The organism is Roseibium sp. (assembly GCF_051016195.1).
Classification (GTDB): domain Bacteria; phylum Pseudomonadota; class Alphaproteobacteria; order Rhizobiales; family Stappiaceae; genus Roseibium.
The window spans coordinates 208,639-233,871 of record NZ_CP134616.1 but is presented as its reverse complement, the minus strand read 5'-3'; the positions used below and the strand labels follow the sequence as shown (position 1 = coordinate 233,871).

The following is a 25,233-nucleotide window of genomic DNA, read 5'->3' as shown; positions in this document are numbered from 1 at the left end:
TGTTTCGATAGCCATGGCCAAGGAGTAAGATCGGTTCGGTCATGGTTGTCGACATACGCGCCTCTCAGGCACTGAAATTGTTGCACGAAGTCAACCTGGCGCTGGTTCGGGACAGCGAACAGGACCTTTCTGCGCGTCAATTGACGATCCTCCTGACGGTCTATCTCGAGCCGCCGCCGCACACGGTGCGTGGTCTTGCCGCCAAGCTGAACGTGACCAAGCCGGCCATCACCAGGGCACTCGATACGCTCGGTGGTCTGCGGTTGCTGTCGCGAAAGCGCGATGAGGCCGACAAGCGCAACGTGATCATCACGCGGACGGTCGAGGGCGCTCTTTACCTCGAACAACTCGGTGATCTCGTGGTAGAAAAGGCCAAGGAATTGCCCCGATAGATGTCTCTCCGGTCTGGATGCTGATTTGGATATGAAAAACCTCTTCGACCGCCGTTTTCACCCGGTTCGTTTCGATCTGGCCGCAATGGACTACCAGGGCCGGGTCGAAGCTGAACGCTTCGCAGAAGGCGAGGTTCTTCAGGTGACGGCGGATAGCCTTGCCGTCCGGCCGGAACCGCGCCCGGACCGGTCCATCGATACCGAGGCCCTCTGCGGCGAGTGGGTCACCGTTTACGAAAAAACCGCCGAAGGCTGGGCCTGGGGACAGCTTGACACGGACGGATATGTCGGCTGGTTCTCGTCGGACGGGCTTGGCCCGGTGACGGCGGCAACACACCGCGTGCGCGCTCTCAGAACCTATCGGTATCCCGGTCCGGATTTGAAATTTCCGCCATTGGGCTTCCTGTCGATCGGGTCAAAGGTGACGGTCGTCGGTGAAGCGGAAACACGCGGATTGAAATACGCCGTCCTGAGCGACGGCTCGGCGGTCGTTGCCAAACATCTGGTCGGGCTCGACCACGTCGAGAGTGACTGGGTCCGCGTTGCGGAGGAAATGCTGGGGACCCCGTACCTGTGGGGCGGGCGCACAAGCGTGGGGCTCGACTGTTCCGCGCTGGTCCAACTGGCTGCCCAGGCCGGCGGCATCGATGTCCCGCGCGACAGCGACATTCAGGAACAAAGCGCAGGCCATGAGATCCCGCACGAGGACCCGTCGGCATTCGAGCGTGGCGACCTGGTGTTCTGGAAAGGCCATGTGGGGATCGTCTCCGGACCCAACAGGCTGCTGCACGCAAACGGCTTCACGATGACCGTGGCGTATGAGCCGCTGGACAGCGCGATCGACCGTATCGCGGCAACGGAGTGGGGTGCGATGACCGGGGCCCGCCGCCTTGAGAAACCTGCCGAGAGTGTTCAAGCTTAGGTGGCAGCTTCAACAAAATGAATGGGTTCCGAACTTAGACTTTCGGAGCTAGCGACAGCTGGGGCTCGCGCGTCTCAGGCACCTCTTCGCGCTGGGCCTCCGCTTCTCCGAGTTCCAGATCCTCGATCTTGCGGCTTCGCTTGGTGATCTTGTCGGTTGAGATCAGGATCTGGTCGATATCCTTGTTGGCCTGCGCGAAGTGGGACTGCAGCTTGCCGACCCGGTCGTTGAGGCGCCCGACATCTGTGATCAGGTGACCGACTTCCGCCTGGATGAGATGGGCCTGTTCCCGCATCTTGGCATCCCGCAGGACCGACTGGATCACCTGGATCGAAAGCATCAGCAGCGACGGAGACACGATCACCACCCGGGACCTGTGCGCCTTCTGGATCAGGTCTTCGAAACCTTCGTTCAGCTCCGCGAACACGCTCTCGGACGGAACAAACAGAAATGCCGTGTCCTGTGTTTCGCCTGGCAGAAGATATTTCTCGCTGATGTCCTGGATGTGCTTGGCAAAGTCCCGCCGGAACTGGGACCGCGCGTATTTCAGCTGTTCGTCCGTTTCCGCGTCGCGCAGAAGGTTGAAGGCCTCGAGCGGAAACTTGGCATCGATCGCCAGTGACGGCGCGCCGTTCGGCATGTGAATGAGGCAATCCGGACGGCTGTTGTTGGAAAGCGTTGCCTGGAACGAGTAGGTGCTGGGCGCCATCTGGTCCTGGATGATCGCTTCCATCCGTCCCTGACCAAAGGCGCCGCGTGTCTGCTTGTTCGACAGGATCGCCTGCAGCTGGCCAACCTGTCCGGAAAGATCGGTGATGGTCCGCTGGGCCCGGTCGATCACAGCCAGGCGTTCATGCAATTGCCTCAGGCCGTCCTGGGTTTTCTTGGTTGTGTCGGACATGGACAGGCCGAGCTTGTGCCCCATGCCGTCAAGACGCTCGTTGACCGCGCGCATCATGTCCGACTGGCGCGTGCCGAACACTTCCGCCATCGTCTGCATGCGGCCCGTCATCTCGCCCTGGGATTTCAGAAGCTGGGACAGATGACTTTCCAGTTCGTGGATCCGCTCCGTCGCGGCGTTGTCCGCGTCCGCGCGCTCGCGGATCTGGCGCATGGTCTTCAGGACCAGCCAGACGATTAGCGCCAGCAGGAACAGGCCGCCTGCAATGGCGGCCTCAAGCACCGTCACCGGACGGCCACGCAACTCAAACAGGATCTCGTTCATGAAACAAACATAGAACGATTCGCCCGCAAGGCCCATCCGCAACCGAAACCGGAAACGTTGAAAACACGCCCGGAGTCCTTGATTTCCGCGTTGACCGCCGCCGCGCTATTGCCTATGTCAGGCGCATGACAAAACGCCCGATCATAACAATCCCGGACCCGGTCCTTCGCGAGGTCTGTGCGCCGATCGCGGCTGTCGATGATGACATCCGCGCGCTCTCTGACGACATGCTGGAAACCATGTACGACGCTCCCGGGATCGGTCTCGCAGCGAGCCAGATCGGCATTCTGAAGCGCATGTTCGTGCTGGATGTCGCCAAGGAAGACGCACCCAAGGAACCGATGGTGTTCATCAATCCGGAAATCGTCTGGTCGAGCGAAGACATGTCGGTCTATCAGGAGGGATGTCTGTCGATCCCGGAGTATTTCGAGGATGTCGAACGTCCGGCAGGGGTGACCGTGCAGTTTCTCGACCGGGAGGGCGCGCGGAAGGAAATCAAGGCCGACGGATTGCTGGCAACCTGCATCCAGCACGAGCTTGACCACCTCAATGGGAAGTTGTTCATTGACTACCTGTCGAAGCTGAAGCGCGACCGGGTCGTCAAGAAATTCACCAAGCAGGCGAAACTCGCCGGCAAGATCTGACAGCGGAAGGGGAGCGGACATATGGATCAGGAACTGTTCCTGAAAACCTTTGCTGCGCTCTTTGCGATCATGAGTCCGATCGCCAATCTGCCGGTTTTTCTTGCCCTGACCTCGGATCGCGGGCCCGCGTTCGAACGCAAGGTCGCCTTCACGCTGCTGATCAGCCTGTCGGCAGGCGCACTCGTGATCGGGCTGACGGGTGATATCATCCTCAAGGTATTCGGCATCAGCCTCGATGCTTTCCGCCTCGCCGGCGGTTTCCTGATCCTCCTGATCGCACTCGACCTGATCCGCGGTCAGAGCACGCCCGTGCACCATGGGTCGGACAAGGAAAAGGCGAACATGAAGGCGCAGGACAATCCGGCAATCTACCCGTTGACCGTGCCCATACTTCTTGGTCCCGGGTCGATCTCGACCATGATCATCTTTCGCGGGCAGGTGCACGATTTCAGCCAGGAAGTCGCCTATATCGCCGCTGTTGCCGCATCGATCGCCGTCCTGATCGCAACATTCTTCTCCGCCCCGTTTCTGCAGCGGTTTCTCGGCGAAACCGCAAACAGCGTCATGAGCCGCCTCATGGGCATGATCCTCGCCGCCATTGCCATGGAAATGATGACGGACAGTCTCAAGGTGCTGTGGCCGGGACTGGCCTAGGCGCGTTCGGACGGGGGCTGGTTTGATCATTGCACACTTGCCCGCATCGGCTTAAGGGGCAATAAGAGGCGCAAATCTCGCAAATACGGTGAAGCTCAAAGGAGCCACATGTCTCTTCGCGTCGTCTTTATGGGCACCCCTGAATTTTCGGTGCCGACCCTCATGGAAATTGTCGGACAGGGGCACGATGTCATTGCCTGCTATTCGCAGCCGCCACGCCCCGCCGGCCGGGGCATGGACTTGAAAAAGTCTCCGGTCCACGAGGCCGCCGAGTCCTTTGCGATTCCGGTCTTCACGCCCGATAGCCTGAAAGATGCAGCGGAGCAGGAGCAGTTCGCGGCTCTGGACGCGGATGTCGCGGTCGTCGTCGCCTATGGCCTCTTGCTGCCGAAGGCCATCCTTGATGCGCCGCAATACGGGTGCCTCAACCTGCATGCCTCCATGCTGCCGCGCTGGCGCGGCGCCGCTCCGATCAACCGGGCCGTGATGGCCGGTGACACCGAAACCGCCGTACAGGTCATGCGCATGGAAGAGGGTCTCGACACCGGTCCGGTCTGCATGTCCGAAACCGTCGCGATAGGCCCCAACATGACCGCAGGAGAATTGCATGACCAGCTGTCGGGACTCGGCGGCGACCTCATGGTTCGTGCCCTTGCGGCTCTGTCACGCGGCGCACTCGGCGAGCAGACGCAGTCGGAAGATGGTGTTACCTATGCGGCGAAACTTGTGAAACCGGAAACCAGGATCGACTGGTCGAAGACGGCAGAAGAGGTGCACAATCACATTCGCGGTCTGTCGCCCTTTCCAGGTGCCTGGTGTGAGATGCCGCTTGGCGGCAAGCCGGAACGCGTGAAAATTCTCAGAAGTTCCGTAGTTGAAGGTGCGGGAGAGCCGGGCACTGTCATCGATACGGGCGATGTTGCCGCAGTGGCCTGCGCGTCTGGAGCCGTCCGCCTGGAGCAGGTGCAACGGGCTGGCAAGAAGCCGATGAGCGGGGCCGAGTTCCTGCGCGGCGCATCCCTTCCTGAAGGGGCGCGCCTCGACTAAGATGCATGCGACAGGAGACACGCATGAGCGATGACACCACTGCCGGCACCCTCACGATCCGCGACGTGGAGACCGGGGACGAAGCCGAGGTCCGCAGACTTGTGGCAGCTGCCTTTCCGTCCGACATGGAAGCACGGCTGGTCGAGAAACTGCGTCACTGCGGCGCGCTGGTGCTTGAACAGGTCGCGGTGAACGCAGACGGCAGGACGGTCGGCCATATCGCCTACAGCCGCGTGACGCCGGCGGCGATCGGTCCGGGGCAGGGCCTTCAGGTCGCATGCCTCGCGCCGGTTTCCGTCTGGCCGGACAACCAGCGGCAGGGAATCGGCTCCGCCCTGATCACGGCGTCGCTGAACCGGCTGAAGGAGCTCGGGGAAGATCTCGTCCTGGTCCTTGGCCCGCCATCCTATTATCCGCGTTTCGGCTTCGATCCGGTTCTGGCACGCAAGGTTCAGGCACCTTATGCGGGCGATGCGTTCATGGCGCTGGCCTTGACGGAGGCAGGGTCCCGGGACCTTCCCATAGAAGTCGCCTTTGCCACTCCGTTCGAAGAATTTGAATAGACAGAGCTTTCCGGAATGCCGCGATACAAGCTGACCGTGGAGTATGACGGCCGCCCGTTTTGCGGATGGCAGCGCCAGGCCAACGGACCATCCGTACAGGCCGTGATCGAGCGCGCCATAAAGGCATTTTCGGGCGAAGAAGTTACGATCGGCGGGGCCGGGCGAACGGATACGGGCGTTCATGCGACCGGGCAGGTCTGCCATGCGGATCTTTCCAAAACCTGGCCTGTCAGGACGATCATGGGAGCGATGAATTTTCACTGCCAGCCGGATCCGGTGGTGATCCTGGATTGTGAAGAAATGCATGAGGGCTTTGATGCCCGCTTTTCTGCCATCCGCCGGTCCTATCGTTACCGGATCCACAACCGCGTTCCACCGCTCACCCACCAACTCGGTCTTGCCTGGCACGTCAAACCGGATCTCGACGCGGTTGCGATGAACGAAGCCGCGCAGGAATTTGTCGGCCACCACGATTTCACCACGTTCCGTCATGCACGCTGCCAGGCGAAGAGCCCGGAAAAAACGCTCGAGGACTTTCGCGTGTTTCGGGAAGGCGAATTCGTCATCGCGGAATGTTCCTCCCGCTCGTTCCTGCACAATCAGGTCCGGTCCATGGTCGGTTCACTGCGACTTGTCGGTGAAGGCAAATGGGGCCCAGGAGCCATCGCGGCAGCGCTTCAGGCCCGCGACCGCAAGGCCTGCGGCCCGGTCGCACCCGCTGACGGGCTCTATCTGACACGAGTCGATTACCGCCCCGCCGAAACGGACATTGAGCTCTTGCGCGAGTGGCGGGAGCGAAAGGCCGCAACGCAGACTGCGGAGGAAGACGCGGGGCAGGCGTAGGACGGCGTCCCGTTGCTTGTGCTCTAGCCAAAGCCGCTGAAGATATCGCCGAGATGGCCCAGGATGTACCCGATGATGATCACGCCCGCGATGATCATGACCGTCCAGACAAACAATTGAAAACCGATCGCAATGCTGCCGAATCCGACGGCGGCAACGGCCACGCGCCGGTTTTCCCGCAGGACGAAACTCACGATACCCAGGATGACCGCAAGTCCGGCAAGAATGTAGGCGGCTGTCGCGAGGGTGCGGTCGAGGCTCCACGGCCGCGCCTCGGGTTCCGGCAATTCTTCTCCCCTCAACCCCTTCAGAGCAGACGAGCGGATGTCCGCTGCAATTTCGCCGATCGATTGTCCGACGGTGGGCTGCGGGTCGAGAGGCCCGGCACTGTGCAGGAACAGCGCCAGGACAAGCGCGATCGCACCCAGTGCCATACCGGTCAGTCCTGACCAGGGTGTCCTGGCTCCAATCGCTTCGCTCATGCCCGTCCTCGCGCCGCTGGTGACCTTGCATAAAGACTATACTTTGCCACGACGAGACTAAGTTTGTCTTTAAGGGAGACCTGCCAATTCGCAGATCACTGCAAACCTTCGTTAATTCGCCGTGCTTGATTGGCCCTGTTCGGGGATCACCACACACTTCTTGTAAAGATGCCAGGTCGTGTGTCCGAGTACGGGCAGAACCACGATCAGGCCGAGAAATGCCGGCACCATCGATACGATCAGCAGCGCCGTGACGACAAGCGCCCAGCCGATCATCGGGATCGGCGACGTGACCACGGCGCGGACGCTGGTGATCATTGCTGTGATGAAATCCCGGTCTTCCTCCAGCAGAAGCGGAAAGGAAATGACGGTTAGCGAGAACAGGATCAGTGACAGGATGGCGCCGACGACATGCCCGACCGCGAGGAACATCAGGCCTTCCGGAGTGGTGATGACCTCCGTCAGAAACTCCTCAAACGTCGCGAAGGACTTGAACCCGAGAAACAGGGCCAGCAGCAGCCGGACCTGGTACATCCACATGATCTGGATGAAGAGCACGACAAACGCCATCCAGGAAAGCTCACGCCCCTTTTGGGCCCACATGGTTCCAAGGATGGCGGCCCAGGAAAGCTCCTCGCCGGTCGAAAGCCGCCGGCTCACTTCGTAGAGACCGACAGCGGCAAATGGACCGATCAACACAAACCCGGCGGCAGCCGGGTAGGACAGGTAGCTCATTTTCAGAGCGGCGGCGCTCAGGATGACGAAAAGGCCGCCGGCGGCAAAGAGCGCGCCGATCGCAAGGCCATAGACCGGCGCCTTGCGGAAGTCGGCAAGTCCGCTGGCCAGGGCATCGATCACATCGTCGGCGGTGATCTTGTTGACGATCGGCATCGGCCGGAGCCTGTCCTTCGCTGCGGATCCGGATGTCCCGGTGGCAGGTGCGGCATCGGTTCCATGCTTACCCGGGGTCGTCGTATTCTCGTTCATGTGCCAGCTTCCTCCCAAAAGCCGATTAAAAATTACTGCCCTCCTGCAGACAGCCGATTTTAGGCATGGAAGGCGGCATCGCTCAATGAGGAGAAAGGCTTACATTTCCCTGTTCCGCAGACCGGCACGAGGTTTTTTTCACGACACCGCCCCGGGTCCGGTCTGCCGCGAACCGGCGGCACCGGACCGCCGGTTCGAGACTTTTCGCCGCTATGCAGGCGGTTTGCCTGTTTCCGCCGCGGAGGCCGCAGCCGCGGCGGACGCCAGCGCTTCTTTCTGCTTGTCGTCCAGGTTGGTGTTTTCCGGAAGCTGAACCCGGACCTCTTTGCGCGCGAATTGGATGTCGTTTTCTTCAAACGCCTTTTGCACGCGTTTGTAGATTTCCTTCCGCACGCCGAACTGCTTGCCGGGTTTGGTCGTGAACTTGCCGCGTACGACGATACCGACATCGTCCACGTCGGCGACACCCTGCCCTTTGAAGGGGGCGAGCAGGTCGTCCCTGAACTCTTCCATCTCCATGATTTCCTGGCCGATCTTCTTGAAGAGCTTGCGGACCTTTTCGACATCCGTATCGAACGGAACCGTGAATTTCAGCTTCATGATCACCCAGTCGCGCGACAGGTTGGTCAGTTTCGGGATTTGGCCGTAAGGAACGATATGGACCGCGCCCTTCGTGCCACGAAGCTGCAGGGAGCGGATCGAGATCTTTTCGATTGTGCCCTGGGTGCCGCCTGTATCAATGAATTCGCCGAGCCGGAAGGCATCGTCCATCAGGAAGAACACGCCTGAGACCACGTCCTGCACCAACGTCTGCGCCCCGAAGCCGATGGCAAGACCGATCACGCCTGCACCGGCCAGAAGCGGCGTGATGTTGATCCCGAGCTGACTGAGGGCGAGCAGCGCGGTGAGGGTGATGATGGTAATCTGAAGGACCACCCGCATCAGCGGCAGGATCGTGGCAAGCCGCGATTTGCCCGCGCCGCCCATTTCCGCGTCATCGTCCTGGGATTCAGCTGGAGGCGAGTCCTTTGCCAGCTGATGCGCGACCCAGAGGTTCGTGATTTCCCACGCAAGATACCCGGCTGCCAGGATCAGGAGGAAAATGACGCTGTTGCGCGCAACAGCGGATCCGTCATCTCCGCCAAGCGCAAGCAGATTGAGCCCGTAAATGCGGCCAACGACCAGAACGAGAAACGCCAGCAGGGCGACGCGCGCGATGCGGACGTAGCTGTGGCGGGTCTGCATGTGGGCCGCTTCGGCAACGGGGCCTTCACCCTGCATGGGCGGCACGATATGGGAAACGATGCCGCGCACCATCGTGTCGAGAAACGGTGCAAAGACAACGAGTGCGATCACGGCCAGCGACCGGCCCGCGGTGAGTGCGTCAACGCCCATGCTCGCGGTGAACTGCACCAGAAGCCAATTGAAGGCAATGAAGGCCATTGAGAAATAGGGCCAGAACCGCGCCATCCGTTCGAGGCCGGAAGTCGGATCGTTCTCGTCGCCGAGGATAATGCTCGTCAGCCCGTGGCGGGCCTTCCAGATCACGGCAACGATCCAGGCATTGACGCCGAAACCGACGAAGAAACGGAAGGTTCCGCCCGCATCCGTGCCGGCGCCTTCCATGAGGTTTCGAAGGAAGAAGGCAACGCCGACCACGGCAAAGAGGGTGGTGAAACTGTGGTAGAGCGACTTTGCTGTCGGATCGTCGGCGGTGACAAGGCGCAATTCGCTCCGGTTGGGTGCCAGTGCGAAACGCAATAGCGCGGCGACAAGCCTCGGCATGAACACGATCCAGAAGACTGCCCCAAGTGCATAGGACCGGGTCACGGGATCAAAAACCGCGACTCGCGCGACAATGAGCGCAATCACGGCGAAGATGATCAGACCGCCGAGATCGAGACCGGCGCGGGTGGACACCAGCTTGACGGTTTCAAAGAGGCTTTCCGGTGACTTGTTCTGGATGGAGTCACGCCGGGTGGCCATCAGGCGGTTGACCAGGAACTCGCCCGCGAAGCCCGCAGCCAGAATGATGGCGATGGCACCGATCAGGAAATGTATCGGGCCCGCGATCGATCCGGCAAAAAGCGCTCCGATCGCCGCAAAGAGACTTGTGAACAGGTCGGGAAGGTTCTGGAAGTGACCGACGACCATGCCGCCGAATGCACCGGCTGCCATCTGCAGCTGTGCGATGAGCCCGGGGCCTTCGGGAGCAGCGTCCGCCGTTTCGCCCGCTGCGGCGCTTTGTTGCAGCAGGGTCATCAGATCCGTGAGCGCTTCCACCTGTTCCGGATCGAGGTCCGACACAAGTTTCTCCATGGCATCGGGCTGAAGCGGAGGCGGCAGCTCGGACGAAGCGTCCTGTGCCATCCCGGTTGAGGGTGTCAAAACGGTTATGGCAAAAAAGAGCGTTAAGGTGCAGGCGTATATGAGTTTTTGAAAAGCACCGGTCATGATGGGGCCCCCCGGACGGTGGTGTTTTTGAATCATCCTAAATTAGACATGCTTGCGGTGCATAATCCATAAAAATTCCGCGGCGTAAATTTCTGCATGTGGACACTTTTTCCATTCTTTTGAGGGCTCCTCCTGAGTTTTGCGGATGGTCTGCGGAACGACGGCGCTTGATCCCGGGCGCTTATGCGTCTACCTCCGTGTCCGGAACTAATTTACGCGAGCCGGTTTGAATGAACACACCCCAACAGAGCGCGAACATCGCGCCAGGTCCGGTATGGGCCCTCATGAGCCCTTTCGGCCGGATTGGCAGGGAGCCTTACTGGCTCTGTTTTGCGCTTGTCTGGGTCATCATTGGCATGGCCATCCGTATCTGGTTTCTCTCGATCCCGGGCATTCCGAACCCGGAAGATGTGACGCCAAGCGCCTTCGCCGGTTCAAATCCACTATTTCCGCTCCTTTTTTTCGTGCTGCAATGGTTCGAACTGGCCATCGTAATCAAACGGTTCCAGGACATCGGCCAGAGCGGCTTCTGGGCCCTGCTCATTTTCCTGCCGGGCATCAATCTCATCGTTGTCCTGGTTCTCGGCTTCATTCCCAGCCAGGTGCAGCCGAACAAGAATGGTCCGATTCCCAACAGCTACTGGCGAAAGAGCTGACCCAATCCAAATTCCATCATAATTGTGTCGTGAGATCCTGTTCGCCATGCCGTCAAACGCCGTCTCCATCGCCCAAGACCTCATTCGCTGTCCATCCGTGACCCCTGCGGAAGGGGGCGCTCTGGCCACGCTCGAAAAGCTTCTGGGAGAAGCCGGCTTTTCGGTCTCCAGGGTTGTTTTCACGGACGAAGACACGCCTGACGTTGAAAACCTGTTTGCAACCATCGGAACAGGAAGCCCGCATTTCGTCTTTGCCGGACATACGGATGTCGTACCGGCAGGCGCGGAAGATGACTGGAGCCACGGACCGTTCAGCGCGGACATCTCAGACGGCGTCCTCTATGGCCGCGGCGCTGTCGACATGAAAGGCGCCGTTGCTGCGTTTGCCGCGGCAGCGCGGGAGTTTGTCGACGGATACGGTCCGGATTTCGGCGGTTCGATTTCCTTTCTGATCACGGGGGATGAAGAAGGTCCCGCCGTGAACGGAACGGTCAAGCTGCTTGAGTGGGCCGAGCAACACGGTCACAGGTTCGATGCCTGTATTGTCGGGGAGCCGACGAACCCGGAAAGGCTGGGAGATGCGATCAAGGTCGGGCGCAGAGGTTCACTCTCCGGCACGATAACCGTTTCCGGCACGCAGGGGCACGCGGCCTATCCCCATCTCGCCAGCAATCCGATCCCCGGGCTCGTCCGGCTTCTTACGGCTCTCGAAGCGCTGGAACTCGACGCGGGCAACGAGCGGTTCCAGCCCTCCAACCTGGAAATCGTGACGGTCGATGTCGGCAATCCGGCTTTCAATGTCATTCCGGCCCATGCCGAGGCCCGCTTCAACATTCGCTACAACGACGAATGGTCGCTGGAGAGCCTCAAGACGAAAATTCGGGAAACCCTTGCCGCCGTCACTCTTGACGATCTGAAACTCGAGCTTGAATTCAAGCGCGACGCCAGTGAATCGTTCCTGACGAAGGACGAAGCGCTGATCGAGACGCTGGGCGGCGCCGTTGAGACGGAGACCGGACTGAGACCCGAACTGTCCACCGGAGGCGGCACCTCCGACGCCCGGTTCATCAAGAATTTTTGCCCTGTCGTCGAGTTCGGGCTTGTCGGTCAGACGATGCACAAGGTTGATGAGTGCGTGAGCCTGGAGGATCTTGACCGCTTGACTGCAATCTATAAACGATTTCTCGTGAGGTACTTTTCGAAGGAACCGGGAGCGGCTCGACCTTGATCAGCATGAACGAAATCCGGGCGGCACTCGACGGCTCCTGGCTGCTGCTGCGCAACCGGCCCGAAGGGCAGGCCTATTTCGATCAGTCGCTCCAGGGTTTCTGGCGCTCGTTTCAGGTCATCATTCTGCTGATCCCGCTCTTTCTTCTCAGTGGCCAGTTCGAGAAGCATCTCTTTATCGCGGAAAACATGTTCCATCCGGAGGGCTTTCCCGACAGCGCGTTCTGGACATCAAAGTTTCTCGAGCATGGGGTCAACTGGATTGCCCTGCCGATCATTCTGGCGGCGATTGCGGCTCCCATCGGCATTTCGCAGCGATATGTACCCTTTATCGTGGTCCGGAACTGGACAAGCCTGCTGACCGCCGTTCCCTACATGATCACCTACATTCTTTTCCTGCTTGGCATTATTTCGCCAGGGATCGCGGTTCTTCTGTCGCTAACCGCTCTGCTCGTGATCCTCTGGTATCATTTCCTGATTGCGAGGATTGTGCTTCAGGCATCCATCAGTCTGGCGATAGGCGTCGTTGTTCTCGACATCCTTCTGTCACTCGTCATCGCGCAGGTGGCCGGTATTCTCTGGCGGGCATGAAAAAACCCCGCCCGGTGAGGCGGGGTTCTAGAATTGTCGCCAAGCCTTTGATCAGTCGCGCAGCAACTCGTTGATCGCCGTCTTGGAGCGGGTCTGCTCATCGACCGTTTTCACGATAACGGCGCAATAAAGGTTCGGAGCCGCTTCTCCGTTGCCCATCAGGCTGGCGGTTGGCATCGAGCCGGCGACGACAACGGAGTAGGGCGGCACTTCGCCGTAGCTGATCTCGCCCGTCATGCGGTTCACAATCCGGGTCGACTTGCCTATATAGACACCCATTCCCAGAACGGACCCTTCGCGCACGATGCAGCCTTCGACAACTTCCGAGCGGGCGCCGATGAAGCAGTTGTCTTCAATGATCACCGGCCCGGCCTGCAGGGGCTCCAGAACGCCGCCGATGCCGACGCCGCCGGACAGGTGAACGTTCTTGCCGATCTGCGCACAGGATCCGACCGTTGCCCATGTGTCGACCATGGTTCCCTCGTCGACATAGGCGCCGAGGTTCACGAAGGACGGCATCAGGACCACGCCCTTGCCGATGAAGGCCGACCGGCGCACAGTGCAGTTTGGCACGGCGCGGAAACCTGCCTGTTCGAACTCAAGCCCGCTCCAGCTGTCGAATTTCGATGGCACCTTGTCCCACCACACGGCTGCACCGGGACCACCCTTGATGACCTCCATAGCGTTGAGCCGGAACGACAGCAGAACGGCCTTCTTGGCCCATTGGTTCACGACCCAGTCACCGTCCTTCTTTTCCGCGACGCGCAACTGGCCGTGGTCAAGCAGGTTCAGTGTCGTTTCCACGGCATCACGGACGTCTCCGGTGGTTGAGGTGTCAATGGAAGCGCGGTCTTCGAATGCCGCGTCGATAATCTGGGACAGGGCGGCAAGGTCGTGGGTCATCTGGCTATGATCTCCGGGCGTTAATGATTGCGTGCGCGGACCTAAGCCGCCGAACCAAGGCCTGTCAAGCATTGCCGGGATACCAAGTGTTCCGCAGGCGACATTGCACCGCCGGGAGCCCGTTTCTGATGAGGGGCACCGCTCCTTTCGAACTTGGGTTCTATTGAGAAAATATAACGTGACCCTTGCCGCTTTCGCTAGTTTCCCCGGCAAACGAACGGCGTAAGGTGACTTGTCGTCAACTGAAGAGAGTGCGCTGGCGTGGAACTCTGGATTCCGATCACGATATTTGCAGCATTTTGCCAGAACCTGCGAACCGCGATGCAAAAGCATCTGAAGGGCAGACTCGGCAATACCGGGGCGACATTTATTCGTTTTGGATACGGCGCGCCGTTCGCTCTCCTGTATGCCGCTGTTCTGCACTTCGTCTTCGCCAGTCCTTTCCCCGAGCCTAAAGCCACGCTTTTCATCGCGGGCGCCCTCGGAGGGTTGGCGCAGATCGTGGCCACCTTCCTGTTGATCTACCTGTTCGCCTTCCGCAATTTTGCGGTCGGTACGGCTTACTCAAAAACCGAGCCGATCCAGGCGGCGCTGTTCGGACTGGTGGTACTTGGCGAACATGTCACCTGGACCGCCGCCTTCTGCATCATGGTCGGCATCGCCGGGGTCATCGTCATTTCACTTGCGCGCGTACCGCTGACAGCCTCGGCAGTACGGTCATCGCTTTTCGGCCGCCCCGCCCTGATCGGATTGGCCTCGGCAGGCTTCTTTGGCGCTTCCGCGGTCGCCTACCGCACTGCATCCCTGTCGCTGGAGGGAACCACGGTTGCCATGCAGGCCGCCACGGCACTTGTCTATGCGACCCTGTTCCAGACCCTTGTGATGACGATCTGGATGAGCATTCGCGAACCGGACGAACTGCGCGCAAGCCTCAAAGCCTGGAAAGCTGCGATCTGGGTCGGTGCGTCCGGCGTCGCCGGCTCCATTGGCTGGTTCACGGCCATGACCTTGCAGAATGTCGCCTACGTTCGGGCCCTTGCCCAGATCGAACTGGTCTTTACCTTCCTCGCGTCCTGGCTGGTTTTCAAGGAGGTGATCAACCGCTCGGAAATACTCGGGTGTCTGTTGATCGTTGCCGCCGTCATCGGCATGATTCTGTCGGGATGACCAATCCTGAGAGATTACTGGGCGACGTTGAGGACGATCTTGCCGATGTGGCCCTTTTTCCCGAATGCTTCTTGCGCGGCTGAGATATTGCGCAAGGGGTAGGTTTCGGCGACAAGCGGTTTGACCTCCTTGCGCTCGATCCGTTTGACCAGATTGCCGAAGACCTGGGGTTCCAGAACCGTGCAGCCAAAAAAGCTGAGATCCTTCAGGTAGAGCGTGCGCACGTCGAGTTCCACCAGGGGGCCGCCGATTGCACCGGACACGGCATACCGTCCACGAGGTTTCAGGATCTCGAGCAGGGAAGGCCATTTCTCGCCCGCAACAAGGTCGATCACCACATCAACCGAATTGCCGCCGAGTTCGCCGGCATAATCGGCGTCCCTGGTCAGGGTCCGGTCTGCGCCGAGCGCAAGCAGGGCATCGGATTTCGACGGACTTGTCACCGCGATGACTGCCGCGCCCCTGGCCTTTGCCAGCTGGATCGCCGCCGAGCCGACACCGCCTGACGCGCCGGTTACGAACACCGTGTCCCCAGCCTTTACGCCCGTACGCTCAAGCATGTTCTCGGCCGTGGAATAGGAACAGGGAAACGAGGCAAGCTCTGCGTCAGTCAGATCACACGCAACTGCGTGCGAATGGCGCGAGGCCACCTTGGTAAATTGGGCAAAGCCACCATTGCATTCCGACCCGAAATACCAGGGCGAAGCGAGTTCCTTGCCGTCGGCTTCCACGAGGCAGGGTTCGATCAGGACGCGTTCGCCGATCCGTGCCGGGTCGACACCCTCACCGACGGCAACGATTGTGCCGCAGACATCTGCCCCCTGAACCAGCGGCAGTTTCAGTGCAACGCCCGTCCAGGCCGCGTCCTCGGCGTCGCTGTCTCCCTTGGAATACCAGCCGATGCGCGTGTTGACGTCCGTGTTGTTGACACCGGCGGCAAGCACGCGAATGAGAACATCCCCGGGCGCAGGGCGTGGTGTGTCGAGATCTTCCCGCCACTGCAGCATGTCAGGGCCGCCATGCCCGATCAGGACGACACCATGCATTTTTTCGGGTACGGACATGGAATTCTCCGGTAGAATGTTTGTTCTACTTGCTCAGGTAGAGGATTTATTCTACCTCGTCAACCATGACCGACACGAAAACAAGGATCGCCGCAGGATTGGAGCGAGCCTTCGCGGAACATGGGTTCGCGGAGCCGAACATCGACAGCCTGCGCGAAGCCGCGGGCGTCAGCCTGCGTACGCTCTACAAGTACGTGCCTTCGCGAGAGGAAATGGTGCTGTGCGCGCTGGAGCATCGCCACCGTCGTTACATGCAGTTCGTTTTCGCGGACGAACCGGAAACGGGAAACCCGGTGTTGCATACTCTTTTTGAGAGGATATCAGGCTGGATGGCCTCGGAGGCGGCACACGGATGCCTCTTTCACGCCGCCGTCGCGGCCGCTCCACGGGACGAAAGGCTCCGTGCCTTGCTTGCAAAACACAAGGAGGAAGTGGCGCACGCGGCTGCCGAACTGTCCGGTCTGCAGGATCGGCAAGGTGAAATCACACTGATTGTCGAGGGCCTTATGCAGGACTGGCCACTTCACGGCGACATATCCACCGCGTGCGCGAAGACCCTCGGCGATCTTATGCTGAATGACCGCAGGCGTGCGTGACTAGCTTTGCCCGGCTGCTGTCTGCAGCCAATCCCGGAACGCGGCGACGGGTCGGGTCAGTGTCCTGACCGTTGACCTGACGAACCAGTAGCCGGTTTCAAGTTCCCGGACCGGCCAGTCGGGGGAGACCAGATGCCCGGCATTCAGTTCCTGAGACACGAACCGGCGGTCGATCACGATCGCGCCCATACCGGCGATTGCCGCCTGGATCGCAAGGTCGCGGCTTTGCAGAACCGTGCCGGAGTTGATGTCTGAATGCTCAATACCCGCCGTTTCAAGCCATTCTGTCCAATCGCTCCTGCGGGCGGAACTGTGCAGGAGCGGCAGGCTTTTCAGGACGGCAGGGTCAGAGGGGTTCTTGCCTCTCAAAAGGCTCGGCGCGATGGCAACCGCCAGATGTTCCTGCCACAGAAGATGGCTTTCGAGACTGGGCCAGTTGCCGGTGCCGAGCCGGATCGCGCAGTCATAGTTCTCCCGATCGAGATCCACCATCCGTGTTGAGGTGGACAGCAGCAGTTCGACGTCGGGCTGCTCGGCCTGAAACTCCGGCAGGCGCGGGATCAGCCAGCGCGTCGCAAAGGTGGAGACGGTGCTGATCCTCAGCTCCGTGCGTCCGCGTCGCCTGAAGCTGTCGACCGCTTCCCCGATCCGGTCGAAAGCGTCGCCGAGACTCAGCGCAAGCCGCTGCCCCTCATCCGTCAGGTTCAGTCCCCGCCCGTCGCGATTGACAAGCGTTGCACCCAGTTCGCTTTCGAGTTTGCGCATGAGGTGAGAGAGAGCCGAAGGGGAGACCCCGAGTTTTTCCGCCGCGATGGATGCGCGGCCATGGCGGGCCAGCAGGGAAAAGGCATGAAGGGCACGAAGGGATGCCATGTGCGGACGGGTTCCGGCTCATTGAGTTTTCCTCAATCTAGAGGAGTTTCGCCGGACTTGGTAGCGCTGCGTTCCCGCGACCCCGGATCGATCACCAAACCTTCAATGCGGACAAAGGGGCCCATCCCTGTTCGTCATCCCGGCCAAGCGCAGTGCGAGCCGGGATCGGGGAGGCAGAGGTCCGGCGATTGGTGCGATGACCCTGTCGGCGCGCCCGGGCTCCCCGGCCCCGGGTCTCACTGTGTTCGCCCGGGGTGACGAAGGGTGGGCTAGGCGACACGGAAGACAGCGCTTCCTCCTCCTGAGGAGGGCTGGCCGATTCTCCGAACCAGCGCTGGCACATTTAAAGGACGATCCTTCTCCGATCGTCATCCCGGCCAAGCGCAGTGCGAGCCGGGATCGGGGAGGCAGAGGCCCGGCGATTGGTGCGATGACCCTGTCGGCGCGCCCGGGCTCCCCGGCCCCGGGTCTCACTGTGTTCGCCCGGGGTGACGAAGGGTGGGCTAGGCGACACGGAAGACAGCGCTTCCTCCTCCTGAGGAGGGCTGGCCGATTCTCCGAACCAGCGCTGGCACATTTAAAGGACGATCCTTCTCCGATCGTCATCCCGGCCAAGCGCAGCGCGAGCCGGGATCGGGGAGGCAGAGGTCCGGCGATTGGTGCGATGACCCTGTCGGCGCGCCTGGGCTCCCCGGCCCCGGGTCTCACTGTGTTCGCCCGGGGTGACGAAGGGTGGGTTTGACGGCACGGAAGACAGCGCTTCCTTTTCCTAAGGAGGGCTGGCCGATCCTCCGAACCAGCGCCGACACATTTTTAGGGACGATCCTTCTCCGATCGTCATCCCGGCCAAGCGCAGCGCGTGCCGGGATCGGGGAGGCAGAGGTCTGGCGATTAGCAGCCGTGCGGGCAATCTCCGCGTATTTAACGCAGGGCCCCCAGAACAGCTTTCAGGAAACCGGTCAGATCTTCGGTGACGAAGTCCACATGGGGATAGGGATCTCCCTCAAGGTCCCAGCTTTCCTCAAAGACAGCCCGCGATCCCGTGGGGATGATCAAGGCAGTTCGCATTCCGAGCGTGTGGGGAACCTTGAGATTTTTCGGCAGATCTTCAAACATCGCCGCCCGGGCCGGAGAGATACCCGTCAGGCCGATGAACTTGTCATACGTTTCGCGATTGGGCTTGGGCACAAGGTCCGCGGACACGATATCGAAAATGTCCTCGAAATGGTCGGAGATCCCAAGCGCAGCCGCGGTACGCTCCGCATGGGGCCGGTCACCGTTGGTGAAGATGAATTTCTTGCCGGGCAAGGCCTCAATGGCTGTCGCCAGCTCCGGATTGGGCGCAAGCCCGGAATAATCGATGTCGTGCACGAAGGCGAGATAGTCGTCCGGGTCAATGCTCTGCGTTGTCATCAGGCCGCGCAGCGTTGTTCCGTATTCGTGATACAGCGCCTTTTGATGCACCATCGCCTCGGAGCGATTGAGATCCATGATCTTCTGGACGTAAAGGGAGATCTGCTCATCGATCTGCGAGAACAGGTCCGCTTCGTGCGGATAGAGCGTATTGTCCAGGTCGAACACCCAGGCTTCCACGCCCTTGAACACCCGAAGGTCCTGGCGGTGCGCGTGCTGGCCTTCCACGGGCAGGATGCGTTTACCGGTCACGGGCGTATCAACGTCCCTGCGCCGCCGTCGGTAAACAGTTCCAGCAAGACGGCATGGGGCACCTTTCCGTTGAGGATGACGACGCCTTCGACGCCGCGTTCAAGCGCTTCGATGCAGGTTTCGACCTTGGGGATCATGCCGCCCGATATCGTCCCGTCCGACATCAGAGCGCGGGCCTTGGCAACCGTCAGCTGTTTGATGAGGTTGCCTTCCTTGTCGAGCACGCCAGGCACATCTGTCAGAAAGAGCAGCCTCTTCGCGTTCAAGGAACCGGCGATCGCACCGGCTGCCGTATCTGCATTGATGTTGTAGGTTTCCCCGTCTTCGCCATGCGCGACGGGTGCAACCACTGGAATGATGGCTTCCTTCAGAACCAGCCTCAGGACCGTCGGGTCGACACTTGCCGGCTCGCCGACAAAGCCGAGGTCGACGACGCTCTCGATATTGCTGTCCGGATCCACCACGGTGCGATTGAGCTTGCGTGCGGTGAGGAGATTGCCGTCCTTGCCGCAAAGACCGACAGCACGCCCGCCTTCGGCATTGATCATCTGGACGATTTCCTTGTTGATCGAGCCGGCCAGCACCATTTCGACCACTTCGACTGTGGCCTTGTCGGTGACGCGCAATCCGCCCTTGAACTCGCTCACGATGTTCAGCCGCTGCAGCATCTTGCCGATCTGCGGTCCGCCGCCGTGAACGACCACCGGATTGACACCCGATTGGCGCAGAAGCGTGATGTCGCGTGCAAAGGCCTGTCCGAGCTCGGGATCACCCATTGCGTTGCCGCCATATTTCACGACGACGGTCTTGTCGTCATAGCGCTGCATGTAGGGCAGGGCATGCGCGATGATGTGCGCGCGGCTGGACATGTCAGGATTTGTCATCGAGGCTTTTTACTCAACAGTGCCTAATAAACGTTCGCAGAAGATCTCTGCTATAACCGGTTTGCCAAAGCTGCACAAATCGCGCGTTCGGGGTGCCGCGTGAACACTACTGGTTGGCCAGCAGGCAAAGCTCGGCTCTCAGTTCGTCGATCCCCATGTTTTTTTCCGAGGACGTCGCGATGATCAGCGGATGCGCGGCGATGCGCTTGGCAAGCGCTGCTTCCGTTTCGGAAATGAGTCGGGCCAACTGCGGCGGTTTGATCTTGTCCGATTTCGTCAGCACCACCTGGTAGACGACCGCTGCCCTGTCCAGCAGCGCCATTGCCTCCAGGTCGTTTTTCTTGATCCCGTGCCGGCTGTCGACAAGCAGGATCACCCGTCGCAGGTTCGGACGGCCACGCAGATAGGAAAACACCAGGTTGGTCCAGGCGTCGACAAGCTCCTTCGGCGCTTGTGCGTAGCCGTATCCAGGCATGTCCACGATCGTCAGAGGCGTATCGGGCGCAACAAAGAAATTCAGCATCTGTGTGCGGCCCGGCGTCGCCGATGTTCTGGCAAGGCCCTTCCGGCCCGTCAGCGCGTTGATCAGGCTGGACTTGCCGACATTTGACCGGCCCGCAAAGGCGATTTCCGTGCCGGACGCGTCGGGAAGATTGGACATGTCGGTCACGCTGGTCAGAAAGTCCCAGGGGCGGGCAAACATCAGCCGGCCCGCTTCCAGGTCTTCCTGCGAAAAGGTTTGTTCGTCGCTCATGGGCTGCTTTTAGCTTGCCTTTGATGTTGCGTCGAGGCCGTCTTCGCCTTCGCAGGCGGCTCGTTCAAGCGCGTCGATATCCGCGCCCCAGATCGCCTTCAGATGTCGGGAGACTCTTTCGATGGGCCAGTCCCACCAGGATATGCCGAGAAGCCGGTCGATCGTCGCCTCGTCGAAACGCAGGCGCACGACCCTGCCGGGGTTGCCGACGACAACCGCATAGGGTGGAACATCCGAGGCCACGACGGCATGCGCGCCGATGATGGCCCCCGAGCAGATGGTCACACCGGGCAGGACGGTGGAATTGGTTCCGAACCAGACGTCATTGCCGACGATCGTGTCGCCGCGCAGATGACCGAAAATCGTCTGCGGGTCGAATTTCTCCATCCAGTCTTCTGCAAAGATGTGGAACGGATAGGTGGAAAACCCGGTCATGGCGTGATTGGCACCGTTCATGATGAAGCTGGTTCCGCAGGCCAATGCGCAGAATTTTCCGATCCTCAGCCGATCGCCGATGTTCTCGAAATGGTAGCGGACGTTGCGGTTTTCGAAATCGAGGGCGTTGTCGAAGTCGTGATAGTAGGTGTAATCGCCCACCTCGATGTTTGGCCGGGTGATGACGTTTTTCAGGAAAACGGTGTGGTTTTCGCCGTGGAACGGATGAAGCGTTTCTGGAGAGGGGCCGTGCATGGGACCTCCGGCAAGCAAGAGTCAAGGGAAGGGGTTTTGCGTCACTGAACGCGTTCGACCTGCCGGTCGGCGGCTTCGCCTTGCGGATGAGGTCTTGCTTTATCGGATCATTTGACCACGCACTCCTGTGTTGGGCGCAAACAAAATTGCAGCTGCCCGTTGCACGCGATCAAACATGCCCGAATGCCCGCGTCAAGCGAAATGACGCGTCGAAATCCGAATCCAGATGAAGTGTCACATCGAAGCCAGCCGGATGCCGGTGGTGTTTTCGTTGTGTCCCGCGTCACAGGGCAGCGCGGCGTCTCTTCTCCATCTTATGGGTACCGGGCAGGGCGACCTGCCGAAATGCAGAGGAGAAACGGACATGCCGATCAGGACCTTGACCGAATTCAAAGCAGAAGTGGACCCGCTTAAGGCGATTTACCGGCAGGACAACAAATGGGTTGGCTGGTGGCGGAACGGGTCATGGAACCATGAATACGTCATGGAGGCCTATATCCGCGCAGCCTACCAGCTCTATAAGGCCACGTCGGAAAACCGCTTGAACTTTGTTCTGCTCGGCGGAACCTCGATCCGCATGTCCCGGGAGCTCATCATGAATTTCGGCGTGACCGCTGCCAACGGGATTCAGGACAGGAAGACGGAACTTGCCGTCCAGCAGGTACGGGCAGACCGGGAAGCGCCGCGACCGACCGTCGACGAACATGGGGCACCGATGCCCGCGCCACCCAATCCAGACAACACGGTGGTTCCCGTTGTTGGCGTCGGCAGCATCCTGAGCGAAGACCGTTGGACACCCATTCTCAATGATGCGCTGATCGTCGGTTCGGCAACGGCACAGCACGAATTCCTGATTGTGCTCGAACCCTACGAACTGGGTCTCTGGCGCGAGTGCGAGGCGACATTGAAGCCGGAACTGGAAAAAATGCGACAGCGCCACGCGCAAAGAAATGGCGTGATCCTCACCGATCACGCCCTGAAGAACACGGACGAGTACATCCGCATGATCTGGAGCCGCTTTTTCAACTGGAACAAGGGAATGTTCTGGGATGTCACCAGGGAGAACCCAAGGGTCCTGGCGCGCGAACTCCTTGGATTGTCCATGTTCGGCTACAGGGTCAAGCTGGCCGACAGGCAGATCGGGTTCTATCCGGATGTTGCTGCGCCGGATCCGCGTTTTGTTAACTACGTCAACGGCTTGCGCAACATCCGTTTCCATGAACGGACTGCCCGCGGGCGCATCATGCGTGCACTCTCCAGCTTTCTTTTAAACGATTCCCACGCGATCTGCTTTTCGGCGGACAGACCCGCCTTGGCAGGACTGCCGCATGTGGGGCATCAGAACATCAGGTTTGTGTAAGCATCAAATTGAAAAAGCCCCGCCGGATGGCGGGGCTTTTCGGTTCATGCCAGACGGCATGATCAAGATGAGCGGCGAAGTCTACTTCGCGCTTCCCGAACTCTCGTCGTCCGGGGCCTGTTTCTTTCGTTTGAACATGGACCCCAGATTTTCCCAAAGTTCGACCTTGGCACCCTGACGCCGCATGATCACGTATTGCTGCGTGATCGACAGGAAGTTGTTCCAAGCCCAGTAGATCACCAGTCCGGCCGGGAACGAGGCCAGCATGAAGGTGAACACGACCGGCATCCAGGTGAAGATCATCTGCTGGGTCGGGTCCGGCGGCGCCGGGTTCATTTTCATCTGGATGAACATGGTGATGCCCATCAGCAGCGGCCAGACGCCGAGCATCAAGAGTTGCGGCGGATCCCAGGGGATCAACCCGAACAGGTTGAACAGCGATGTCGGATCCGGCGCGGACAGATCCTGGATCCAGCCGAAGAACGGCGCATGTCGCATTTCGATGGTAACGAACAGAACCTTGTAGAGCGCAAAGAACACGGGAATCTGGATCAGGATCGGCAAACAGCCTGCAAGCGGATTGATCTTTTCCTTCTTGTACAGCTCCATCAGCGCTTGTTGCTGCTTCTGTCTGTCGTCCTTGTAGGTTTCCCGGATCTCCGTCATTTGCGGCTGCACGAGCTTCATTTTGCTCATGGAGACATAGGATTTGTTCGCAAGGGGGAAGAAGATCAGCTTGATGATGACCGTCACGACGAGGATGGCGACGCCGAAGTTTCCAAGCAGGTGGAAGAAGTAATCGATCGCGAAGAACATCGGCTTGGTCAGGAAGTAGAACCAGCCCCAGTCGATCAGGAGTTCGAACCGGTTGATGCCGATGGATTCCTCATAGGCGTCGATGAGTTTCGTTTCCTTGGCGCCGGCAAACAGATATGAACTTGTTTCAGCGGTCCCGCCAGCCGGCACGGCCACACCGTTGCCCAGGTAGTCTGCCTGGAAATTGCCGGTGACGTTGGAAAAGCTGAAACTCGGCTGAAACTCCTGTCCCGGAATCGGGATCAGGGTCGCGGCCCAGTATTTGTCGGTGATGCCAAGCCAGCCGTTATCGACCTTGGCCGGGCGGTTCATGCCCTCTTCCTCAAGGTCGGAATAGTCGACCTCCAGAAGTCCTTCTTCACCGAAGACGCCGAGCAGGCCCTCGTGAAGGATCCAGATGCCGGTCGTTTCCGGGATGCCCTGCCGTGCGATCAGGCCGTAGGGGTAAAGCGTGACGGCCTCGGCGGAGCTGTTGTCGATGGATTGCGCGACGGTGAACATGTAGTTCTCGTCGACGGAAAACGTGCGCTTGAATACCAGGCCAGCGCCGTTGTCCCAGCTCAGTGTCAGCGGTGTTGACGGTGTGAGGGTAGCGTTGCCCTCTGCGGTCCAGACGCTGTCTGGTCCCGGAAGTGCGATTTCCGATCCCGGATCTGCAACCCATCCATAGTCGGTATAGTAGGGTTGCGGACTGCCCTTGGGCGAGAACAGGGCGATCGTCGGGCTGCTCTTGTCGACGGTCTCGTGGTAGTCCTTGAGCCGCAGATCATCGAGGCGGGCGCCGGTGAGATTGATCGAACCCTCCAGGCGCGGCGTGTCGATGACGACACGGTCACTGGCGGCAACGGCCAGTTCCCGGCTTCCGAAAACCGCATTCTGACCCACGGACTGCGCAGGAAGTGCAGCATTCCCGCTCGACGACGCCGAGGGTTGTGGCGCATCGGGGTTGGCACCGCCTGCGGTGGCGGCCTGGCGCGCGGCATCCGCTTGTTGCTGTGCCTCAATGGCTGCCTGTTGGCGCTCCAGTTCCGGAGTGGCAACGAAATACTGCCAGGCGAGCAGAACGATCAGGGACAGAACGATTGCCAGAATCGTGTTTCGGTTTTCGGAGATCAACTGGTATTACCCCTGTTTCCTGCGCGGTGTCGGTTGAGACGGTCGGGTCCCCCGGCGCGGTTTTCCCCGTCCGCGCGGTGTCTCCGGATCCAGCACTTGGCTTAGGCCTGACTTAAGGTCTGCAACGAGTTTTTGAAAGGGAAGAGTGAGCGCGGAATCGCGCGCGACAAGCACAAAATCCGCATTTTGCGGAACATCGTCCTGGCAAAGCGCGGCAACCGCTGCCCGCAGCCGCCGCTTGATGCGGCTGCGCATGACGGAGTTACCGGTCTTCTTGGTGACGGTATATCCCACCCGCGGTGCTTCGTCCGTGGTGCGCTTCAAGCCCTGAACGACGAAAGCGCGCCGACCCAATCGGCCGCCTTTGGCAACCGCGAGGAATTCGGAGCGCTTTTTCAATGTGTCCATGGCAGCGGAATGGTGTTGGCAGCAGCCGCCAACCCGGCGCACTGCCACAGGTTGCCAATCAGGCGCTGAGGCTCTTGCGGCCCTTTGCACGGCGGCGTGCGAGCACCTGACGACCGTTCTTGGTTGCCATACGTGCGCGGAATCCGTGGCGGCGCTTGCGGACAAGACGGCTCGGTTGATACGTACGCTTCATCGTTCTTACCCGCGCGGTTCGAGCGCGGCCCTTTTCATTTTTAAATTCTTTGGTGGA

27 protein-coding genes are annotated in these 25,233 nt (G+C 60.1%); 13 read left to right on the top strand and 14 right to left on the bottom strand.

Going from position 1 to position 25,233, the window contains the following annotated elements:
* Positions 1 to 41 precede the first annotated feature (41 nt).
* Entirely contained in the window at positions 42 to 392 is a 351-nt protein-coding gene (locus RDA78_RS01085; protein ID WP_434053528.1) for a MarR family transcriptional regulator, read from the top strand.
* Between the two features lie 31 nt (positions 393 to 423).
* Positions 424 to 1,314: a C40 family peptidase gene (locus RDA78_RS01080; protein WP_434056086.1), complete on the top strand. Its 891-nt coding sequence runs from the start codon at positions 424 to 426 to the stop codon at positions 1,312 to 1,314.
* 34 nt (positions 1,315 to 1,348) lie between these two features.
* Here the strand turns inward: RDA78_RS01080 and RDA78_RS01075 are convergent, their stop codons facing one another.
* A complete protein-coding gene (locus RDA78_RS01075) occupies positions 1,349 to 2,539 on the bottom strand; it encodes a DNA recombination protein RmuC (protein ID WP_434053527.1) in 1,191 nt (396 codons plus the stop codon).
* Between the two features lie 125 nt (positions 2,540 to 2,664).
* Between RDA78_RS01075 and def the strand changes: the two genes are divergently transcribed.
* The 5 genes from def to truA all read left to right on the top strand — a co-directional run bounded on the left by def (position 2,665) and on the right by truA (position 6,290).
* Positions 2,665 to 3,183, top strand: coding sequence for a peptide deformylase (def, locus tag RDA78_RS01070; RefSeq protein ID WP_434053526.1), 519 nt, complete (start codon positions 2,665 to 2,667; stop codon positions 3,181 to 3,183).
* A 21-nt stretch (positions 3,184 to 3,204) separates the two neighbouring features.
* Entirely contained in the window at positions 3,205 to 3,837 is a 633-nt protein-coding gene (locus RDA78_RS01065; RefSeq protein ID WP_434053525.1) for a MarC family protein, read from the top strand.
* 108 nt (positions 3,838 to 3,945) lie between these two features.
* Positions 3,946 to 4,884 carry a methionyl-tRNA formyltransferase gene (gene fmt / locus RDA78_RS01060; protein ID WP_434053524.1) on the top strand — a complete coding sequence of 313 codons (939 nt, stop codon included), beginning with the start codon at positions 3,946 to 3,948 and terminating at the stop codon, positions 4,882 to 4,884.
* A 23-nt stretch (positions 4,885 to 4,907) separates the two neighbouring features.
* On the top strand, positions 4,908 to 5,447 hold the full coding sequence (locus tag RDA78_RS01055; RefSeq protein ID WP_434053523.1) for a GNAT family N-acetyltransferase: 540 nt from the start codon (positions 4,908 to 4,910) through the stop codon (positions 5,445 to 5,447).
* A gap of 15 nt (positions 5,448 to 5,462) precedes the next feature.
* Entirely contained in the window at positions 5,463 to 6,290 is an 828-nt protein-coding gene (gene truA, locus RDA78_RS01050) for a tRNA pseudouridine(38-40) synthase TruA (RefSeq protein ID WP_434053522.1), read from the top strand.
* Between the two features lie 23 nt (positions 6,291 to 6,313).
* Here truA and RDA78_RS01045 read toward each other — a convergent pair whose 3' ends face one another.
* The 3 genes from RDA78_RS01045 to RDA78_RS01035 all read right to left on the bottom strand — a co-directional run bounded on the left by RDA78_RS01045 (position 6,314) and on the right by RDA78_RS01035 (position 10,213).
* Positions 6,314 to 6,772: a hypothetical protein gene (locus RDA78_RS01045; RefSeq protein WP_434053521.1), complete on the bottom strand. Its 459-nt coding sequence runs from the start codon at positions 6,770 to 6,772 to the stop codon at positions 6,314 to 6,316.
* Between the two features lie 111 nt (positions 6,773 to 6,883).
* Positions 6,884 to 7,663, bottom strand: a complete 780-nt coding sequence (locus RDA78_RS01040; protein WP_434056085.1) for a DUF2189 domain-containing protein — start codon at positions 7,661 to 7,663, stop codon at positions 6,884 to 6,886.
* A 306-nt stretch (positions 7,664 to 7,969) separates the two neighbouring features.
* Positions 7,970 to 10,213, bottom strand: a complete 2,244-nt coding sequence (locus tag RDA78_RS01035; RefSeq protein ID WP_434053520.1) for a mechanosensitive ion channel family protein — start codon at positions 10,211 to 10,213, stop codon at positions 7,970 to 7,972.
* A gap of 230 nt (positions 10,214 to 10,443) precedes the next feature.
* Here RDA78_RS01035 and RDA78_RS01030 point away from each other — a divergent pair, with 230 nt between their 5' ends.
* The 3 genes from RDA78_RS01030 to RDA78_RS01020 are packed head-to-tail and all read left to right on the top strand — an operon-like array spanning position 10,444 to position 12,687.
* The gene (locus RDA78_RS01030; protein WP_434053519.1) at positions 10,444 to 10,869 is read left to right on the top strand and encodes a DUF805 domain-containing protein; all 426 of its coding nucleotides are present in this window, start codon (positions 10,444 to 10,446) and stop codon (positions 10,867 to 10,869) included.
* A gap of 46 nt (positions 10,870 to 10,915) precedes the next feature.
* Positions 10,916 to 12,097, top strand: a complete 1,182-nt coding sequence (gene dapE / locus RDA78_RS01025; RefSeq protein WP_434053518.1) for a succinyl-diaminopimelate desuccinylase — start codon at positions 10,916 to 10,918, stop codon at positions 12,095 to 12,097.
* Between the two features lie 5 nt (positions 12,098 to 12,102).
* A complete protein-coding gene (locus RDA78_RS01020) occupies positions 12,103 to 12,687 on the top strand; it encodes a hypothetical protein (RefSeq protein ID WP_434056084.1) in 585 nt (194 codons plus the stop codon).
* A 51-nt stretch (positions 12,688 to 12,738) separates the two neighbouring features.
* Here the strand turns inward: RDA78_RS01020 and dapD are convergent, their stop codons facing one another.
* Positions 12,739 to 13,590, bottom strand: coding sequence for a 2,3,4,5-tetrahydropyridine-2,6-dicarboxylate N-succinyltransferase (gene dapD, locus RDA78_RS01015; protein ID WP_434053517.1), 852 nt, complete (start codon positions 13,588 to 13,590; stop codon positions 12,739 to 12,741).
* 261 nt (positions 13,591 to 13,851) lie between these two features.
* Here dapD and RDA78_RS01010 point away from each other — a divergent pair, with 261 nt between their 5' ends.
* Entirely contained in the window at positions 13,852 to 14,757 is a 906-nt protein-coding gene (locus tag RDA78_RS01010) for a DMT family transporter (protein WP_434053516.1), read from the top strand.
* Between the two features lie 14 nt (positions 14,758 to 14,771).
* Here the strand turns inward: RDA78_RS01010 and RDA78_RS01005 are convergent, their stop codons facing one another.
* Positions 14,772 to 15,821: an alcohol dehydrogenase family protein gene (locus RDA78_RS01005; protein ID WP_434053515.1), complete on the bottom strand. Its 1,050-nt coding sequence runs from the start codon at positions 15,819 to 15,821 to the stop codon at positions 14,772 to 14,774.
* A gap of 65 nt (positions 15,822 to 15,886) precedes the next feature.
* Between RDA78_RS01005 and RDA78_RS01000 the strand changes: the two genes are divergently transcribed.
* Complete coding sequence (locus RDA78_RS01000) at positions 15,887 to 16,417, top strand: TetR/AcrR family transcriptional regulator (protein WP_434053514.1); 531 nt, start codon at positions 15,887 to 15,889, stop codon at positions 16,415 to 16,417.
* On the opposite strand, the gene RDA78_RS00995 is transcribed toward RDA78_RS01000, so the two are convergent.
* The 5 genes from RDA78_RS00995 to RDA78_RS00975 form a co-directional block, all read right to left on the bottom strand.
* The gene (locus RDA78_RS00995; protein WP_434053513.1) at positions 16,418 to 17,290 is read right to left on the bottom strand and encodes a LysR substrate-binding domain-containing protein; all 873 of its coding nucleotides are present in this window, start codon (positions 17,288 to 17,290) and stop codon (positions 16,418 to 16,420) included. It lies immediately after the preceding gene.
* A gap of 921 nt (positions 17,291 to 18,211) precedes the next feature.
* Entirely contained in the window at positions 18,212 to 18,955 is a 744-nt protein-coding gene (locus RDA78_RS00990) for a pyrimidine 5'-nucleotidase (protein ID WP_434053512.1), read from the bottom strand.
* Entirely contained in the window at positions 18,952 to 19,839 is an 888-nt protein-coding gene (gene argB, locus RDA78_RS00985) for an acetylglutamate kinase (RefSeq protein ID WP_434053511.1), read from the bottom strand. The genes RDA78_RS00990 and argB overlap by 4 nt, the downstream gene beginning before the upstream one ends.
* A 106-nt stretch (positions 19,840 to 19,945) precedes the next feature.
* Complete coding sequence (gene yihA, locus RDA78_RS00980; protein ID WP_434053510.1) at positions 19,946 to 20,593, bottom strand: ribosome biogenesis GTP-binding protein YihA/YsxC; 648 nt, start codon at positions 20,591 to 20,593, stop codon at positions 19,946 to 19,948.
* Positions 20,594 to 20,602: 9 nt separating this feature from the next.
* Positions 20,603 to 21,283: a CatB-related O-acetyltransferase gene (locus RDA78_RS00975; protein WP_434053509.1), complete on the bottom strand. Its 681-nt coding sequence runs from the start codon at positions 21,281 to 21,283 to the stop codon at positions 20,603 to 20,605.
* Positions 21,284 to 21,647: 364 nt separating this feature from the next.
* On the opposite strand from RDA78_RS00975, the gene RDA78_RS00970 reads away from it, so the two are divergent.
* Positions 21,648 to 22,643, top strand: coding sequence for a hypothetical protein (locus RDA78_RS00970; RefSeq protein WP_434053508.1), 996 nt, complete (start codon positions 21,648 to 21,650; stop codon positions 22,641 to 22,643).
* A gap of 81 nt (positions 22,644 to 22,724) precedes the next feature.
* Here the strand turns inward: RDA78_RS00970 and yidC are convergent, their stop codons facing one another.
* The 3 genes from yidC to rpmH are packed head-to-tail and all read right to left on the bottom strand — an operon-like array spanning position 22,725 to position 25,176.
* Positions 22,725 to 24,572 carry a membrane protein insertase YidC gene (yidC, locus tag RDA78_RS00965; protein ID WP_434056083.1) on the bottom strand — a complete coding sequence of 616 codons (1,848 nt, stop codon included), beginning with the start codon at positions 24,570 to 24,572 and terminating at the stop codon, positions 22,725 to 22,727.
* Positions 24,573 to 24,581: 9 nt separating this feature from the next.
* On the bottom strand, positions 24,582 to 24,983 hold the full coding sequence (gene rnpA / locus RDA78_RS00960) for a ribonuclease P protein component (RefSeq protein ID WP_434053507.1): 402 nt from the start codon (positions 24,981 to 24,983) through the stop codon (positions 24,582 to 24,584).
* Between the two features lie 58 nt (positions 24,984 to 25,041).
* Positions 25,042 to 25,176, bottom strand: a complete 135-nt coding sequence (gene rpmH / locus RDA78_RS00955; RefSeq protein WP_006934271.1) for a 50S ribosomal protein L34 — start codon at positions 25,174 to 25,176, stop codon at positions 25,042 to 25,044.
* Between the last annotated feature and the right edge of the window lie 57 nt (positions 25,177 to 25,233).

Bases quoted from the DNA above. Each gene is read 5' to 3' on its own strand.
- RDA78_RS01085 (WP_434053528.1), top strand. From the start codon at position 42: ATGGTTGTCGACATACGCGCCTCTCAGGCACTGAAATTGTTGCACGAA.
- RDA78_RS01080 (WP_434056086.1), top strand. From the start codon at position 424: ATGAAAAACCTCTTCGACCGCCGTTTTCACCCGGTTCGTTTCGATCTG.
- RDA78_RS01075 (WP_434053527.1), bottom strand. From the start codon at position 2,539: ATGAACGAGATCCTGTTTGAGTTGCGTGGCCGTCCGGTGACGGTGCTT.
- def (WP_434053526.1), top strand. From the start codon at position 2,665: ATGACAAAACGCCCGATCATAACAATCCCGGACCCGGTCCTTCGCGAG.
- RDA78_RS01065 (WP_434053525.1), top strand. From the start codon at position 3,205: ATGGATCAGGAACTGTTCCTGAAAACCTTTGCTGCGCTCTTTGCGATC.
- fmt (WP_434053524.1), top strand. From the start codon at position 3,946: ATGTCTCTTCGCGTCGTCTTTATGGGCACCCCTGAATTTTCGGTGCCG.
- RDA78_RS01055 (WP_434053523.1), top strand. From the start codon at position 4,908: ATGAGCGATGACACCACTGCCGGCACCCTCACGATCCGCGACGTGGAG.
- truA (WP_434053522.1), top strand. From the start codon at position 5,463: ATGCCGCGATACAAGCTGACCGTGGAGTATGACGGCCGCCCGTTTTGC.
- RDA78_RS01045 (WP_434053521.1), bottom strand. From the start codon at position 6,772: ATGAGCGAAGCGATTGGAGCCAGGACACCCTGGTCAGGACTGACCGGT.
- RDA78_RS01040 (WP_434056085.1), bottom strand. From the start codon at position 7,663: ATGCCGATCGTCAACAAGATCACCGCCGACGATGTGATCGATGCCCTG.
- RDA78_RS01035 (WP_434053520.1), bottom strand. From the start codon at position 10,213: ATGACCGGTGCTTTTCAAAAACTCATATACGCCTGCACCTTAACGCTC.
- RDA78_RS01030 (WP_434053519.1), top strand. From the start codon at position 10,444: ATGAACACACCCCAACAGAGCGCGAACATCGCGCCAGGTCCGGTATGG.
- dapE (WP_434053518.1), top strand. From the start codon at position 10,916: ATGCCGTCAAACGCCGTCTCCATCGCCCAAGACCTCATTCGCTGTCCA.
- RDA78_RS01020 (WP_434056084.1), top strand. From the start codon at position 12,103: ATGAACGAAATCCGGGCGGCACTCGACGGCTCCTGGCTGCTGCTGCGC.
- dapD (WP_434053517.1), bottom strand. From the start codon at position 13,590: ATGACCCACGACCTTGCCGCCCTGTCCCAGATTATCGACGCGGCATTC.
- RDA78_RS01005 (WP_434053515.1), bottom strand. From the start codon at position 15,821: ATGTCCGTACCCGAAAAAATGCATGGTGTCGTCCTGATCGGGCATGGC.
- RDA78_RS01000 (WP_434053514.1), top strand. From the start codon at position 15,887: ATGACCGACACGAAAACAAGGATCGCCGCAGGATTGGAGCGAGCCTTC.
- RDA78_RS00995 (WP_434053513.1), bottom strand. From the start codon at position 17,290: ATGGCATCCCTTCGTGCCCTTCATGCCTTTTCCCTGCTGGCCCGCCAT.
- argB (WP_434053511.1), bottom strand. From the start codon at position 19,839: ATGACAAATCCTGACATGTCCAGCCGCGCGCACATCATCGCGCATGCC.
- yihA (WP_434053510.1), bottom strand. From the start codon at position 20,593: ATGAGCGACGAACAAACCTTTTCGCAGGAAGACCTGGAAGCGGGCCGG.
- RDA78_RS00975 (WP_434053509.1), bottom strand. From the start codon at position 21,283: ATGCACGGCCCCTCTCCAGAAACGCTTCATCCGTTCCACGGCGAAAAC.
- RDA78_RS00970 (WP_434053508.1), top strand. From the start codon at position 21,648: ATGCCGATCAGGACCTTGACCGAATTCAAAGCAGAAGTGGACCCGCTT.
- rnpA (WP_434053507.1), bottom strand. From the start codon at position 24,983: ATGGACACATTGAAAAAGCGCTCCGAATTCCTCGCGGTTGCCAAAGGC.
- rpmH (WP_006934271.1), bottom strand. From the start codon at position 25,176: ATGAAGCGTACGTATCAACCGAGCCGTCTTGTCCGCAAGCGCCGCCAC.